13 protein-coding genes are annotated in these 13,879 nt (G+C 63.1%); 4 read left to right on the top strand and 9 right to left on the bottom strand.

The window, feature by feature from the left end; all coding sequences use genetic code 11:
- Nucleotides 1-39: 39 nt before the first annotated feature.
- The 5 genes from IB261_RS11675 to sdhC form a co-directional block, all read right to left on the bottom strand.
- Nucleotides 40-2,871, bottom strand: a complete 2,832-nt coding sequence (locus tag IB261_RS11675; RefSeq protein WP_081516699.1) for a 2-oxoglutarate dehydrogenase E1 component — start codon at nucleotides 2,869-2,871, stop codon at nucleotides 40-42.
- Between the two features lie 250 nt (nucleotides 2,872-3,121).
- Entirely contained in the window at nucleotides 3,122-3,829 is a 708-nt protein-coding gene (locus tag IB261_RS11670; protein WP_045208028.1) for a succinate dehydrogenase iron-sulfur subunit, read from the bottom strand.
- A gap of 11 nt (nucleotides 3,830-3,840) precedes the next feature.
- Nucleotides 3,841-5,613: a succinate dehydrogenase flavoprotein subunit gene (gene sdhA, locus IB261_RS11665; RefSeq protein WP_045208031.1), complete on the bottom strand. Its 1,773-nt coding sequence runs from the start codon at nucleotides 5,611-5,613 to the stop codon at nucleotides 3,841-3,843.
- Nucleotides 5,614-5,616: 3 nt separating this feature from the next.
- Nucleotides 5,617-5,985 carry a succinate dehydrogenase, hydrophobic membrane anchor protein gene (sdhD, locus tag IB261_RS11660; protein WP_081517058.1) on the bottom strand — a complete coding sequence of 123 codons (369 nt, stop codon included), beginning with the start codon at nucleotides 5,983-5,985 and terminating at the stop codon, nucleotides 5,617-5,619.
- Nucleotides 5,979-6,365: a succinate dehydrogenase, cytochrome b556 subunit gene (gene sdhC / locus IB261_RS11655; protein ID WP_167523168.1), complete on the bottom strand. Its 387-nt coding sequence runs from the start codon at nucleotides 6,363-6,365 to the stop codon at nucleotides 5,979-5,981. The genes sdhD and sdhC overlap by 7 nt, the downstream gene beginning before the upstream one ends.
- Nucleotides 6,366-6,719: 354 nt before the next feature.
- On the opposite strand from sdhC, the gene gltA reads away from it, so the two are divergent.
- Nucleotides 6,720-8,003: a citrate synthase gene (gene gltA / locus IB261_RS11650; protein WP_045208034.1), complete on the top strand. Its 1,284-nt coding sequence runs from the start codon at nucleotides 6,720-6,722 to the stop codon at nucleotides 8,001-8,003.
- 161 nt (nucleotides 8,004-8,164) lie between these two features.
- Here the strand turns inward: gltA and IB261_RS11645 are convergent, their stop codons facing one another.
- From IB261_RS11645 to IB261_RS11635, 3 genes are all read right to left on the bottom strand, one after another.
- The gene (locus IB261_RS11645) at nucleotides 8,165-8,770 is read right to left on the bottom strand and encodes an START domain-containing protein (RefSeq protein WP_138216627.1); all 606 of its coding nucleotides are present in this window, start codon (nucleotides 8,768-8,770) and stop codon (nucleotides 8,165-8,167) included.
- A 124-nt stretch (nucleotides 8,771-8,894) separates the two neighbouring features.
- The gene (locus IB261_RS11640) at nucleotides 8,895-9,149 is read right to left on the bottom strand and encodes a YkgJ family cysteine cluster protein (RefSeq protein ID WP_054907940.1); all 255 of its coding nucleotides are present in this window, start codon (nucleotides 9,147-9,149) and stop codon (nucleotides 8,895-8,897) included.
- A 22-nt stretch (nucleotides 9,150-9,171) separates the two neighbouring features.
- Entirely contained in the window at nucleotides 9,172-11,421 is a 2,250-nt protein-coding gene (locus IB261_RS11635; RefSeq protein ID WP_192383032.1) for an alpha-glucosidase, read from the bottom strand.
- A gap of 71 nt (nucleotides 11,422-11,492) precedes the next feature.
- On the opposite strand from IB261_RS11635, the gene IB261_RS11630 reads away from it, so the two are divergent.
- Entirely contained in the window at nucleotides 11,493-11,834 is a 342-nt protein-coding gene (locus IB261_RS11630) for a DMT family protein (protein WP_192210833.1), read from the top strand.
- A gap of 65 nt (nucleotides 11,835-11,899) precedes the next feature.
- On the opposite strand, the gene IB261_RS11625 is transcribed toward IB261_RS11630, so the two are convergent.
- Entirely contained in the window at nucleotides 11,900-12,778 is an 879-nt protein-coding gene (locus IB261_RS11625) for an NAD(P)-dependent oxidoreductase (protein WP_151186671.1), read from the bottom strand.
- A 103-nt stretch (nucleotides 12,779-12,881) separates the two neighbouring features.
- Between IB261_RS11625 and IB261_RS11620 the strand changes: the two genes are divergently transcribed.
- Together IB261_RS11620 and ppnP are read left to right on the top strand one after the other, a co-directional pair.
- Nucleotides 12,882-13,433 (top strand): 3'-5' exonuclease, encoded by a 552-nt coding sequence (locus IB261_RS11620; protein ID WP_045208048.1) that lies wholly within the window; start codon nucleotides 12,882-12,884, stop codon nucleotides 13,431-13,433.
- A gap of 133 nt (nucleotides 13,434-13,566) precedes the next feature.
- Nucleotides 13,567-13,848 (top strand): pyrimidine/purine nucleoside phosphorylase, encoded by a 282-nt coding sequence (gene ppnP, locus IB261_RS11615; protein WP_024765480.1) that lies wholly within the window; start codon nucleotides 13,567-13,569, stop codon nucleotides 13,846-13,848.
- The last annotated feature ends 31 nt before the right edge of the window (nucleotides 13,849-13,879 follow it).

Genomic DNA, 13,879 nt, shown 5'->3' with positions numbered 1-13,879 from the left:
GTGTGTTTCCTTAAATTCGGTATCAACTGCGCGTTGGCGTTAAACGGTGAAGGCGTCCTGCAGCAGTTTTTCCTGCTGCTCGGCGTGCATCGAAGCGTAGCCGCAAGCCGGAGCTGCCGAGCCTTCGCGGCCCGCGTATTCCAGGTTGAGACCTTTCTTGTGCGCGGCGATGACACGACGCATGTGGTGCTGCGAGCAGAACCAGGCGCCCTGGTTCATCGGCTCTTCCTGGCACCAGACGATGTGCTTGAGGTTCTTGTACTGCGACAGCACCTCGGTCAGATCGTCTTCCGGGAAGGGATACAGCTGCTCGATACGAACGATCGCGATATTCTCGAGACCTTCGGCACGACGCTTCTCCAGCAGGTCGTAGTAGACCTTGCCGCTGCACAGCACGATGCGGTCGACTTTCTTCGGATCCAGGCTGTCGATCTCGTTGATCACAGTCTGGAACGAACCGTCGGCCAGATCTTCCAGGGTCGAGATGGCCAGCTTGTGACGCAGCAGCGACTTCGGAGTCATCACGATCAGCGGTTTGCGCAGCGGACGGATCACCTGACGACGCAGCATGTGGTAGACCTGAGCCGGAGTAGTCGGCACGCAGACCTGGATGTTCTGCTCGGCGCACAGCTGCAGGTAACGTTCCAGACGCGCGGAAGAGTGCTCCGGGCCCTGGCCCTCGTAACCGTGCGGCAGCAGCATGGTCAGACCACACAGACGTTGCCACTTGGTTTCGCCGCTGGTGATGAACTGGTCGATCACGACCTGTGCACCGTTGGCGAAGTCACCGAACTGCGCTTCCCACACCACGAGTGCATCCGGGGTGGTGGTGGCGTAGCCGTATTCGAACGCCAGTACAGCTTCTTCCGAGAGGTAGGAGTCGTACAGGCTGACGCGCGGCTGGCCGTCGAACAGGTTGGCCAGCGGGATGTAGACCGAGTCGTCCTTCTGGTTGTGCAGCGCCGCGTGGCGGTGCGAGAAGGTGCCGCGGCCGACGTCCTGACCGGTCATGCGGACCGGGTGACCTTCGAACAGCAGGGTGGCGTAGGCCAGGTTCTCGGCGAAGCCCCAGTTGATCGGGAAGCCACCGGCAGCCATCTTGGCGCGGTCTTCGTAGATCTTCTGTACCTGACGCTGCATGACGAAGCCGTCCGGGGTTTCCAGCAGCTTGTTGGACAGGTCCTGCAGGGTCTTCAGGTCGCAACGGGTGTCGTGACGGGCGGTCCAGGCATGGCCGATGTACGGACGCCAGTCGACGAAGAGCTCCTTGTTGGGCTCCTTCACCAGGCTCTTCACCACGTGCAGGCCGTTGTCGAGAGCGTCGCGGTATTCGTCGACCTTCTCCTGGGCCTGCTCGGTGGTCTGCACGCCAGCGGCGATCAGCGCGTCGGCATACAGGTCACGGGTGGTGCGCTGCTTGGCGATCTGCTGGTACATCATCGGCTGGGTGCCGCTCGGCTCGTCGGCCTCGTTGTGGCCGCGACGACGGTAGCAGACCAGGTCGATGACCACGTCACGCTTGAACTGCATGCGGTAATCGATGGCCAGCTGGGTCACGAACAGGACCGCTTCCGGATCGTCGCCATTCACATGGAAGATCGGCGCCTGGATCATCTTCGCCACGTCGGTCGCGTACTCGGTGGAACGAGCATCGTCCTGACGGCTGGTGGTGAAGCCGACCTGGTTGTTGATCACGATGTGGATGGTGCCGCCCGTCTTGTAAGCACGGGTCTGCGACATCTGGAAGGTTTCCATGACCACGCCCTGCCCCGCGAAGGCGGCATCGCCGTGGATGGAGATCGGCACGACCTTGTCGCCGCTGCCGTCTTTGCGACGGTCCTGACGAGCGCGTACCGAGCCCTCGACCACCGGGGAAACGATTTCCAGGTGCGAGGGGTTGAACGCCAGGGCCAGATGGACTTCGCCGCCGGTGGTCATGACGTTGGAGGAGAAGCCCTGGTGGTACTTCACGTCACCCGAGCCCAGTTCGACCAGTTTCTTGCCTTCGAACTCGTCGAAGAGGTCGCGCGGGTTCTTGCCCAGGGTGTTGACCAGGACGTTCAGACGGCCACGGTGGGCCATGCCGATGACGATTTCCTTGACGCCGTAGGAGCCGGAGCGCTGGATGATCTCGTCGATCATCGGGATCAGGCTCTCGCCGCCTTCCAGGCCGAAGCGCTTGGTGCCCGGGTACTTGGTGCCCAGGTACTTTTCCAGGCCTTCGGCAGCGGTCAGGCGCTCGAGCAGGTGGGAACGGGCGTCGGCGGAATACGTCGGACGGCCGCGCACGCTTTCAAGGCGCTGGGCGAACCAGTGGCGCTGCTCGGAATCGACGATGTGCATGAACTCGGCGCCGATGGTGCTGCAGTAGGTCTGCTTCAGCGCATCGATGATTTCACGCAGGGTCGCTTCTTCCTTGCCGATGTAGAGCTCACCGGTACGGAAAGTAGTGTCGAGGTCTGCAGCGGTGAGCCCGTAGTGTTCGAGCGACAGATCGGAGGGAGCGGTACGCACCCAGAGACCCAGCGGATCGAGCGATGCTGCCTGATGTCCACGCAGACGATATGCCAGGATCAGACGCAGGACTTCAACCTGCTTTTTCTCGTGCTCGGTGCTTACGCTGCCAGCGGAAACAGGCGCAGCGCGGCGCTGGTTCTTGGCCAGGAGTACGAAATGATCACGGATAGAGGAATGCGAGACGTCGGGGGCAGGATTGCCGTCGGCGGGGAGCTTCTGGAAGTACGTGCGCCACTCTTCTGGCACAGCGTTCGGGTCGTGCAGGTAGAGCTCGTAGAGCTCTTCGACGTAGGCAGCGTTTCCACCGGATAGATGGGCACTGTTCCACATCCGCTGCATTACGCTTTCGTGCATGCTTGGTCACCCTCGGTAAGGGGACTCCACCTGTGGAATCTCTGGCGCGAAGTCATACACAGCGACTTCAAGCCACCGATCCCCGCAGATAGTCCGGGTACCAGCCCGGATGCCCCTGCTGGTCATATATACGTTTTCAAAACAGGACCCCCGCTTTGTGGGCTTGGGTCCTAGGGACTGTACCGCCGGAAAATGTTCCGGCGGCACAGGTGTCGCTCTTGCAATGATCTTTGGGCGCGAGGCCCTCGGATCAAGTGCCGCTCTGCAGCAGCATGTTACGGATGTGACCGATTGCCTTGGTGGGGTTCAGACCCTTCGGGCAGACGTTCACGCAGTTCATGATCCCGCGGCAGCGGAAGACGCTGAACGGGTCATCCAGGCTCGCCAGGCGCGCCTGAGTTTCGGTGTCACGGCTGTCGGCCAGGAAGCGATAGGCTTGCAGCAGTGCGGCGGGACCCAGGAACTTGTCGGGGTTCCACCAGAACGACGGGCAGGACGTCGAGCAGCAGGCGCACAGGATGCACTCGTACAGACCGTCCAGCTTCTCGCGCTCTTCCGGGCTTTGCAGACGTTCGATGGCCGGCGCTGCATATTTGTTCTGCAGGAACGGCTTCACGCTCTCGTACTGCTTGTAGAAGATGCGCATGTCGACGACCAGGTCACGGATGACCGGCAGGCCGGGCAGCGGGCGAATGACCAGCTTGCCGCCCTTCAGGCCAACGGCCGACAGGGGGGTGATGCAGGCCAGGCCGTTCTTGCCATTCATGTTCATACCGTCGGAACCGCACACGCCTTCACGGCAGGAACGACGGTAGGAGAAGCCCTCGTCCTGTTCCTTGATCAGCGCCAGCACGTCCAGGACCATGATGTCCTTGCCGTCGGTATCGACCTGGAAGTCCTGCATGTAAGGTGCAGCGTCCTTCTCAGGGTTGTAGCGGTAAACACTCACTTGCAACATGGCGGGCACCCTTAGTAAGTACGAACCTTGGGTTCGAATGCCGGAACAGTTTTCGGCGCGAAGTTGACGGCACGCTTGGCTACACGCTTCTCACCCGGGAAGTACAGGGTGTGGCACAGCCAGTTCTCGTCATCGCGCTCCTCGAAGTCTTCACGGGCATGCGCGCCGCGGGACTCTTTGCGGGCTTCTGCCGCAATCGCAGTGGCTTCGGCCACTTCGAGGAGGTTCTGCAGTTCCAGCGCTTCGATACGCGCCGTGTTGAATGCCTGGCTCTTGTCGTTGATCTTGACCGCGGCGATGCGCTCACGCAGATCAGCCAGCTGAGCGATACCTTTCTGCATGTATTCGCCGGTACGGAATACACCGAAGTAGTTCTGCATGCAGGATTGCAGCTCGCGCTTGAGCGGAGCGACTTCTTCGCCGCTGGTGCGCTCGTTCACGCCGTTCAGGCGCTTGAACGCAGATTCCAGGTCGGACTCGGAAGCCTGGCGGTGCTCGATACCATCCTTGAGCGCCTTCTCCAGGTGCAGACCGGTGGCACGACCGAACACAACCAGGTCGAGCAGCGAGTTGCCGCCCAGGCGGTTGGCGCCGTGTACCGATACGCAAGCCACTTCGCCTACAGCGAACAGGCCTTCGATGATCTGCTCGTTGCCGTTGGCGTCCATGGTCAGGGCCTGGCCATGGATGTTGGTGGCAACGCCGCCCATCATGTAGTGGCAGGTCGGGATAACCGGGATCGGAGCGACAACCGGGTCAACGTGGGCGAAGGTCTTGGAGAGTTCGCAGATGCCGGGCAGGCGGCTGTGCAGAACTTCTTCGCCGAGGTGGTCGAGCTTCAGCAGTACGTGGTCCTTGTTCGGGCCCACGCCGTTGCCGGCGATCACTTCTTTAACCATGGAGCGGGCAACCACGTCGCGGCCGGCCAGGTCTTTCGCGTTCGGAGCGTAACGCTCCATGAAACGCTCGCCATGGGCGTTGATCAGGTAGCCACCTTCACCGCGGCAGCCTTCGGTGACCAGTACACCAGCGCCGGCGATGCCGGTCGGGTGGAACTGCCACATCTCGATGTCCTGCACCGGCACGCCAGCGCGCAGGGCCATGCCGATGCCGTCACCGGTGTTGATCAGGGCGTTGGTGGTGGAGGCGTAGATACGGCCAGCACCGCCAGTGGCCAGGACCACGGCCTTGGAGCGGATATAAACGGTGTCGCCGGTTTCGATGTCGATGGCGATGACGCCAACCACATGACCGTCCTGGTTCTTCACCAGGTCAACCGCGTACCACTCATTAAGGAAGGAAGTACCGCTCTTCAGGTTGGCCTGATAGAGGGTGTGCAGCAGGGCGTGACCAGTACGGTCAGCCGCGGCGCAGGTACGGGCAGCCTGGCCACCCTTGCCGAAGTCCTTGGACTGGCCACCGAACGGGCGCTGGTAGATGCGACCCTGTTCGGTACGGGAGAACGGCAGACCCATGTGTTCGAGTTCGAACACGGCTTCCGGGCCGACGGAGCACATGTATTCGATAGCGTCCTGGTCACCGATGTAGTCGGAGCCCTTGACGGTGTCGTACATGTGCCAGCGCCAATCGTCGTTCGGGTCGGCCGAAGCGATGGCGCAGGTGATGCCGCCCTGGGCGGATACGGTGTGCGAACGGGTCGGGAAGACCTTGGTCACCACGGCAGTCTTGTGACCGCCCTGGGCCAGTTGCAGCGCAGCGCGCATGCCGGCGCCGCCACCACCAACGATGATAGCGTCGAAGGAAAGAGTACGAATGCTAGCCATGGATCAGTTACCCCAGAGAATCTGCACACCCCAGACGAAGAATGCGAACATGGCCATGCCGCATACCGCCTGGACGAGGAAACGCACGACGGTCGCGGACTTGCCCAGCGCCATCGGAGTCAGGTAGTCGGTAGTGATGGTCCACATACCAACCCACGCGTGCACGCTCAGGGAAACCAGCGTCAACAGGCTGAAAATCTTCATCAGGCTGTGGGAGAACAGACCATGCCACTCGGTGTAGGTGATACCCGGGTGGGCGATCAGGAAGCCCAGCAGGAAGAGAACATAAGCCGCGAGAACGACCGCGGAGACGCGCTGGACCATCCAGTCATAGAGACCCGAACGCGACAAGTTAGTGACGTTAGTTACCATACCCATACCCCCGCCAGAACGATCAGCACCACTGCGACAGCGATGACGATTTTCGAACCACGCTTACCGCCTTCCAGCGTTTCGCCAATACCTGCGTCCATGACGAGGTGACGAATACCGGCTACCAGGTGGTACAGGAGCGCAGACAGCAGGCCCCAGATCACAAGCTTGACCAACGGATGGGTCAGACACGCCTTCACCTGCTCGAAGCTTTCTTCCGAAGCGAGGGAACGATCCAGTGCGAACAGCAGCACTGCGATGCCCACGAACAGAATGACGCCAGAGATGCGGTGGAGAATCGACGTGTAAGCAGTGATAGGGAGTTGGATGGTCCTTAGGTCTAGGTTTACGGGTCGTTTGCTATTCACGGCTTTTTTCACACTGAGAGCCCTTCTATGAATCAGGGCTAGTTGTCGGGAGGTGCACTTGTCAGGTACCCATCACCTTCGGGAGTGACAACCACCAATCAAGCGAGGCCGGACGGCCCTTGGCGGCTGGTCGCCGAGTATAGACAGTTAGGCTCCTAATGACAACGGAAAGACCTTCACCTAAGGACTAATTGCCGCACCCCCCGAAAAGGCGTAAACAGGCAAATTTTTCCGGCAAAACAGGGGCTTGGAGGAGCCAAACTTCTCCGATTGTGCAAATTGACATTCGGATTTATCTCTCTATAGTGGTGCGGGCCCTGCGTGGGGGGTCGTACAGATGATTTCAAGCATAAATAGGAGGCCATCATGGCTGACAAAAAAGCGCAGTTGATCATCGAGGGCGCTGCCCCCGTCGAACTGCCTGTCCTCTCCGGCACGCTGGGTCCCGATGTTGTCGACGTGCGGGGCCTGACCTCCACGGGTCACTTCACTTTCGACCCCGGCTTCATGTCCACCGCCTCCTGCGAGTCGAAGATCACCTACATCGACGGTGATAAAGGTGTGCTGCTGCACCGCGGCTACCCGATCGAGCAACTCGCCGAGAAGTCCGACTACCTGGAAACCTGCTATCTGCTGCTCAACGGCGAACTGCCCACTGCCGAGCAGAAAGAGAAGTTCGTCGGCACCATCAAGAACCACACCATGGTTCATGAACAGCTGAAGACCTTCTTCAACGGTTTCCGCCGTGATGCGCACCCGATGGCCGTGATGTGCGGCGTGATCGGTGCCCTCTCCGCCTTCTATCACGACTCCCTGGACATCAATAATCCGAAGCACCGGGAAGTCTCGGCGCATCGTCTGATCGCCAAGATGCCGACCATCGCTGCCATGGTGTACAAGTACTCCAAGGGCGAGCCGATGATGTACCCGCGCAACGACCTGAACTATGCAGAAAACTTCCTGCATATGATGTTCAACACCCCTTGCGAGACCAAGCCGATCAGCCCCGTGCTGGCCAAGGCGATGGACCGCATCTTCATCCTGCACGCCGATCACGAGCAGAACGCCTCCACCTCCACCGTGCGCCTGGCGGGCTCCTCGGGTGCCAACCCGTTCGCCTGTATCGCCTCGGGCATCGCTGCCCTGTGGGGACCGGCTCACGGCGGTGCCAACGAAGCCGTTCTGCGCATGCTGGACGAGATCGGTGACGTGTCGAACATCGAGAAGTTCGTGGCCAAGGCCAAGGACAAGAACGATCCGTTCAAGCTGATGGGCTTCGGCCACCGCGTGTACAAGAACTTCGACCCGCGCGCCAAGGTCATGAAACAGACCTGCGACGAGGTTCTCCAGGAGCTGGGCATCAACGACCCGCAACTGGAACTGGCCATGAAGCTGGAAGAAATCGCCCGCCACGATCCCTATTTCGTGGAGCGCAACCTCTACCCGAACGTGGACTTCTACTCCGGCATCATCCTGAAGGCCATCGGCATTCCGACCAGCATGTTCACCGTGATCTTCGCCCTGGCACGTACCGTGGGCTGGATCTCGCACTGGCAGGAAATGCTCTCCGGTCCGTACAAGATCGGCCGTCCGCGTCAGCTGTACACCGGCGCCACCCAGCGCGACTTCGTGGACCTCAAGGCCCGCTAAGCGCTACGGCGTACGAGAAAAGGCCGCCTTCGGGCGGCCTTTTTTATTGCCGCGGGCAAGGCTTCGCCTTCCTGCAGAAGCGAGCCCCGCCGACGCGCCACGACAGGAACGAAAAAGCCGCCCGAAGGCGGCTTTTTCATGCAAGGCAACGACAGCGCCGATTACTTCTCGGCAGCGCTGCGCAGGCCCTTCAGGGTGTTCATCGGCGCATCGACCACGAAGCTGTTGGCCAGCCAGGACGGGATGCTGCCACCCGGCTCGGTCTGCACCTGGTAGGTCACTTCGGTCACGCCGGCGCCCTTGGGGACCAGCTTCCACTCGCCGATCAGCTTCGGCACGCGGATTTCGCCCTTCTCTTCCGGGATGTAGGTCGGCTCGGCCTTCAGGTGCCGGATCAGGCCGCCGTCGGCGGTCTTCTCGGTGGTCACATGGATCACCACGTCGCGGCCGGTCACCGGCCAGGGCATGTCGATCTTCGAGTAGGTCCAGGAATTGTCGCCTTCGGTCTTCAGCAGACGCATCTCGGCACAGGCATGGATCCACTTGCAGGAACCGGCCACGTCTTCCTGCAGGGCGTTGATCTTGGCCACATCGGCCTTGATGTCGACGACGCCACGGTAGGCCTTGTACTTGGAGCCGGCCACAGGGCTGAGGAAGACCTTCACGCCGTCTTCTTCCTTCTCCAGCTTCCAGTCTTCCGCCAGGGCAGTGCCGGCAAAGCCCATCACGGCAGTGGCCAGCAGGGTCATACGCAATACACCACGCATCGTCTTACCTCTCTTTATTCTTGATCTTGTGGGGGCAGCAAACGCCGCCGCCCCGTCGCAATCCGCGGTCTTGATCGGGTCGGGGCGTCAGTATGGACCGCGAAAACGTGACTTCCAAGTCACATCAGGCGGCGGTGATGCGTTCCCACTCGGTGAGGATCTGCAGGGCCTGCTCGTTGCTGCTGCCGCAGGCGTCGGCGTCTGCATCGAAGGCCGCACAGACCTTTGGACGCCGCGAGTCGCCGAATAGTTTGCACAGATTGCGTTCATCGAGCTGCACGCAGCGGACGCCCGCCGGCTTGCCGTCAGGCATACCGGGGATGGGCGAGGAAATCGACGGCGCTATGCAGCAGGCGCCACAGCCGATACGGCATTGCATGGATGAACTCTCGACAGGGAAATCATGGACTGGAGCGCAGCATCCCCTGCTTGCGCAGGGCCGCCACCAATTGCTCGCCATCGGTGGAGCCGGCGCGATAGAACACCGCCGGCTCGCCAATCGGCGCGGGAACCTCGACCGTCCCGCCGGCAGCGACTTCAAAGGTCGCACCGCTCCACAGATGCACCCAGCGCCCCTCGGGCAACGCCACGTTCAGACGCTGCACGCCAGGCTCCAGCACCGGGGCCACCAGAAATTGGTCGCCGAGCATATAGCTCGTCGGCGTTTCCGCCAAGCTGGCCGGATCAGCGGGGAACTCCAGCCAGAGCGGGCGCGCCAGCGGCCAGCCATGCTGCGCCGCCTCTTCCATCAGGCGCTGGCGGTACGGCGCCAGCTCGCGGAACACCGTGGCGAAGCGCTGCAACTGCGCCACGGTCGCTGGCGAACTGTAGGCCTGTACGTTGTCGTCCGGGCGGTTGCCCTCGTGGGTGCGCAGCAGGCTGGTGAAGGCGGAGAATTCCATCCAGCGCAGCAGCAGTTCCTCGCTGCGGTGGTAGTTCCTGATCGGGCTGCTGATGGTGGTGTAGCCGCCGGTGTCGCTGTGGTTCAGGCTGAAACCGGATACCCCGCCCGACAGCAGCCCCAGCAGCGCACTGTGCAGGCCGTCGTCGGCATCCCAGGTCACCAGTTGGTCGCCCAGCCACATACTGGTGGTCAAGCCAGGGCTGCGGCTGTACGCGGAGCGCATGAAGAACAGCAGGTCACCGGCGCCCTCCTCGTCCACCAACTGCCGGTTCAGCTTGGCCCACAGCTCCGGATAGCGATTGTGCACGACGGAGGCCGGCTCACCGGAGGCCAGCTTCGCCTCGTAAGGCAACGCCTCGCCGAAGTCCGCCATCCAGCCGGAGAAGCCCGCGCCGAGCATCTCCTTACGCATCACCCCGCGCAGCCAGTCAGCCGCCCGGGGGTTGGTCAGGTCCACCAGGCCGGCGCTGAAGCTGGTGTTCTGCAACAGCAACGGCTGCCCCTGTTGATCCAGGGTCAGGTAGCCGTGTTCCAGCGCTTCACGGTAGAGGTTGCGGGTCGCCCCGCCCTTCTCAGCCGTATCCACCAGGAAGGGATTCACATAGGCCAGGCTGCGAATGCCCTTGGCCCGCAGTTCAGTGTTGAACGCCAACCAGCCCGGATAGCGCTCGCCATCCAGCACCCAGTTCCACCACAGTTGCTTGCCGAAGCTGGTGGTGCGCTGGCCGACCCAGTCCTGCACCCAGACGCCCGCCAGCGGCACCTTCGCCTGCTCGAATTGCCGGACGATGCCGCGCACGCGCTCGGTGCCGCCCTGCAGCCCGAGGATCGCGCCCTGCTGGGTCCAGGCCGGCAACGGCGGCATGCGCCCGACCACCGAGGTGTGCGCCTCGATCAGCGCCTTGGGGCTGCTGCCTTTATAGAAGTGGGCCTGGAGCTTGCCAGCATGCACCTCCAGCGCCACGCGCTGGTCGTCGCGCAGGTCGAAGACCTGGTACTCCGGCGCCTCGCTGAAGAAGCCGTGCAGGCGCGAGGTGAGATAGAAAGGCACCGGCGCGTAGGTGGTCCACCAATCGCCACCAGCACGAGCACTGAGGTCCGCGGCCAGGGTGATCGGTTGAAGACCGCGCCCCACGCCCTGCTCCTGCACCAGGATCGGCAGCCGCCGCCCGCTCAGGTCGAAGCGGGTGAATTGCTCGCCGAAGCCATGGAACTGCTCGTCCGCCTCCCGTGCCCAGGCCAGATAGAGGCGATTCAGCGCCGGATCAGCCAGGCTCACGTCCATCACCACGCCTCGCTCGCCGTCGGCGCGCAACGAGAAGGTATAAGGAGCTTGCCGGCCATCGGCACAACCAAGCGTACCGGCGATCAGCAACCTGTCCGCTTCAGCGCGCACGGAGTCCAACTGTTGCTGGCGACACAGCAACTCGCGGTGTTCGTGGACGAACATCGCGCCGCGATGCTCTTCGGCATCCACGCGACCGATGCCCGCGGCCAGGAATCCGCCACGGGTCTGCCACAGCGTCTGCGCGGGATGTTCGCCCGCGCGCAGGGCGAAGGACGCACCGTCCCACTCCAGGCGATAGTCACCCAGCGGCCAGTTCTGCCCGGCAGCCATGGCCGGAGCCACCGTCAGCTGCGCCCAGACCGGCCGCTGCTGCCACCACTGCCAACCTTTCCAGCCGCCGAACGCCAATACCCCCAGCGCCAGCAGCGCCGCCGTTCCCCGCAATACGAACCTGATCAATATCCCGCCCCTTGGCTGTCGCGTCGCGCATCCACTAGGCTCAGGCGCAGTCCCCTTCTGGAGCCGCTGCCATGCCGGTCTGGCTGCAAACCGCGTTTCTTCTGTCACTCTCCAACCTGTTCATGACCTTCGCCTGGTACGGTCACCTGAAAACCCTGAGCAGCAAGCCGTGGATAATCGCGGCGCTGGTCAGCTGGAGCATCGCACTGTTCGAATATCTGCTGCAGGTGCCGGCCAACCGCATCGGCTACACGGTGATGTCGGTGGGGCAGCTGAAGATCATGCAGGAGGTCATCACGCTGGCGGTCTTCGTGCCGTTCAGCGTGTACTTCATGCAGCAGCCACTGAAGCTCGACTATCTATGGGCCGGCTTGTGCCTGCTGGGCGCGGTGTACTTTATCTTCCGCGCCTGAGGCGATCAGGAGCGGCGCACGACGATCTCTGCGACCGATGGCGCCACCTGAGGGGGAGAAACGGATCAGGCCTCGGGCGAGTCCTGAAGGCGGGTGATCAGGCTGGAAGTGTCCCAGCGTCCGCCGCCGGCGGCCTGCACCTCGGCGTAGAACTGGTCGACCAGCGCGGTCACCGGCAACTGCGCGCCGTTGCGGCGAGCCTCATCCAGGACGATACCCAGGTCCTTGCGCATCCAGTCCACCGCAAAGCCGAAGTCGAAGCGACCTTCCAGCATGCTCTGGTGGCGATTCTCCAGTTGCCAGGACTGCGCGGCGCCCTTGCTGATCACTTCCATCGCCGCCATACCGTCGAGGCCGGCGCTCTGGGCGAAGTGCAGCGCCTCGGACAACCCCTGCAGCAGGCCGCCGACGCAGATCTGGTTGACCATCTTGGTCAACTGGCCGCTGCCCACCGGGCCCATGCGCCGCACCATGCGCGAATAGGTGGCGATCACCGGCTCGGCGCGGGCGTAGAGGTCAGCGTCGCCGCCGACCATCACCGTCAGCGCACCGTTCTCGGCGCCGGCCTGGCCGCCGGAAACCGGCGCATCGAGGAAGCCCAGCTCGCGCTCGGCCGCCGCCACCGCCAGCTCGCGGGCCACTTCGGCCGAGGCGGTGGTGTGGTCCACCAGCACGGAGCCGGGCTGCATGCCGGCCAGCGTGCCATCCTCACCCAGCACCACACTGCGCAGGTCGTCATCGTTGCCCACGCAGCACATCACGAAGTCGGCCCACTGCGCGGCCTCGCGCGGGGTCTGCGCCGAGCTGCCGCCGAACTGCTTGACCCACTGGGCGGCGCGGCTCGCGGTGCGGTTGTAGACGCACACCTCGTGCCCTTCGCGCGCCAGATGCCCGGCCATGGGGTAACCCATCACGCCCAGGCCGATGAAAGCCACTTTCGCCATCGCAGTCCCCTTGTCCGATCAAGTCGCTCAGCCTAGCACAGCGGTTTGCCGGTCCCGCAAACGCCTTCCATACTCGATTCGAACCCAACCACGAGCACCGACTATGCCCCACTGGCTGGTGATCGACCTGGAAGCCACCACCGAGGAAGGCGGCTGGCCGGTCGAGGAAATGGAGATCATCGAGATCGGCGCGAGCCTGGTAGCCGAGGCCGACGGCCGCGAGCTGGACCATTTCCAGCGTTTCGTCCGCCCGCAGCGACGCCCGCTGCTGACGACCTTCTGTCGCGAACTCACCCACATCACCCAGGCCAATGTCGATGCCGCCGCGCCGCTGCGCGAGGTCTGGCCGCAGTTCGAGCGCTGGCTCGCCCAGCACAGCCCGCGCCTGGCCGGCTGGACCAGCTGGGGCGACTACGACCGTCACCAACTGGAACTGGAATGGCGCCGCCAGCACCTGGACAGCCACCTGTCCCGCGTCCCCCACGTCAACCTCAAGCAGCGCTTCGCCCAGGCCCGTCAGCTCAAGCGCCAGGTCGGCCTGAACGCCGCGCTGCACCTGGCCGGCCTGCACTTCCAGGGACAGCCGCACCGCGCCCTGGAGGACGCCCGCAATACCGCCCGCCTGCTGCCGCTGACCCTGCCCGTCGCCGGCTGAAGCCGCCAACTCATCGTCGATTCAGCGCCGACCTGGCACTGACCGCACGGTCGCCTGCGCCGCTCTAGTGACGGGGCCTGCGGCCTTGGGCATACTGGCGGGCCCTTTTTCACCCCTCTAGCAGGAGAAGCCCATGTTCAAGGTCAACGAGTACTTCGACGGCACCGTCAAATCCATCGCCTTCGACATGACCGCAGGCCCCGCCACCATTGGCGTGATGGCTCCCGGCGAATACGAATTCGGCACCAGCCAGCTGGAGGTGATGCACGTCGTCGCCGGCGCACTGACCGTCAAGCTGCCGGGCAGCGACAGCTGGGAAACCTTCGAAGGCGGCAGCAACTTCACCGTGCCGGCCAACAGCAAGTTCCAGCTGAAAGTCGCCCAGGACACCGCCTACCTCTGCGAATACCGCTGAGTTCGGCGCGTCATGAAAAGCCGGCCCTGAG

The organism is Pseudomonas sp. PDM20 (assembly GCF_014852575.3).
Classification (GTDB): domain Bacteria; phylum Pseudomonadota; class Gammaproteobacteria; order Pseudomonadales; family Pseudomonadaceae; genus Pseudomonas.
Note: the sequence above shows the minus strand (reverse complement) of the source record. Positions and strands in the feature narration are given on the sequence as shown.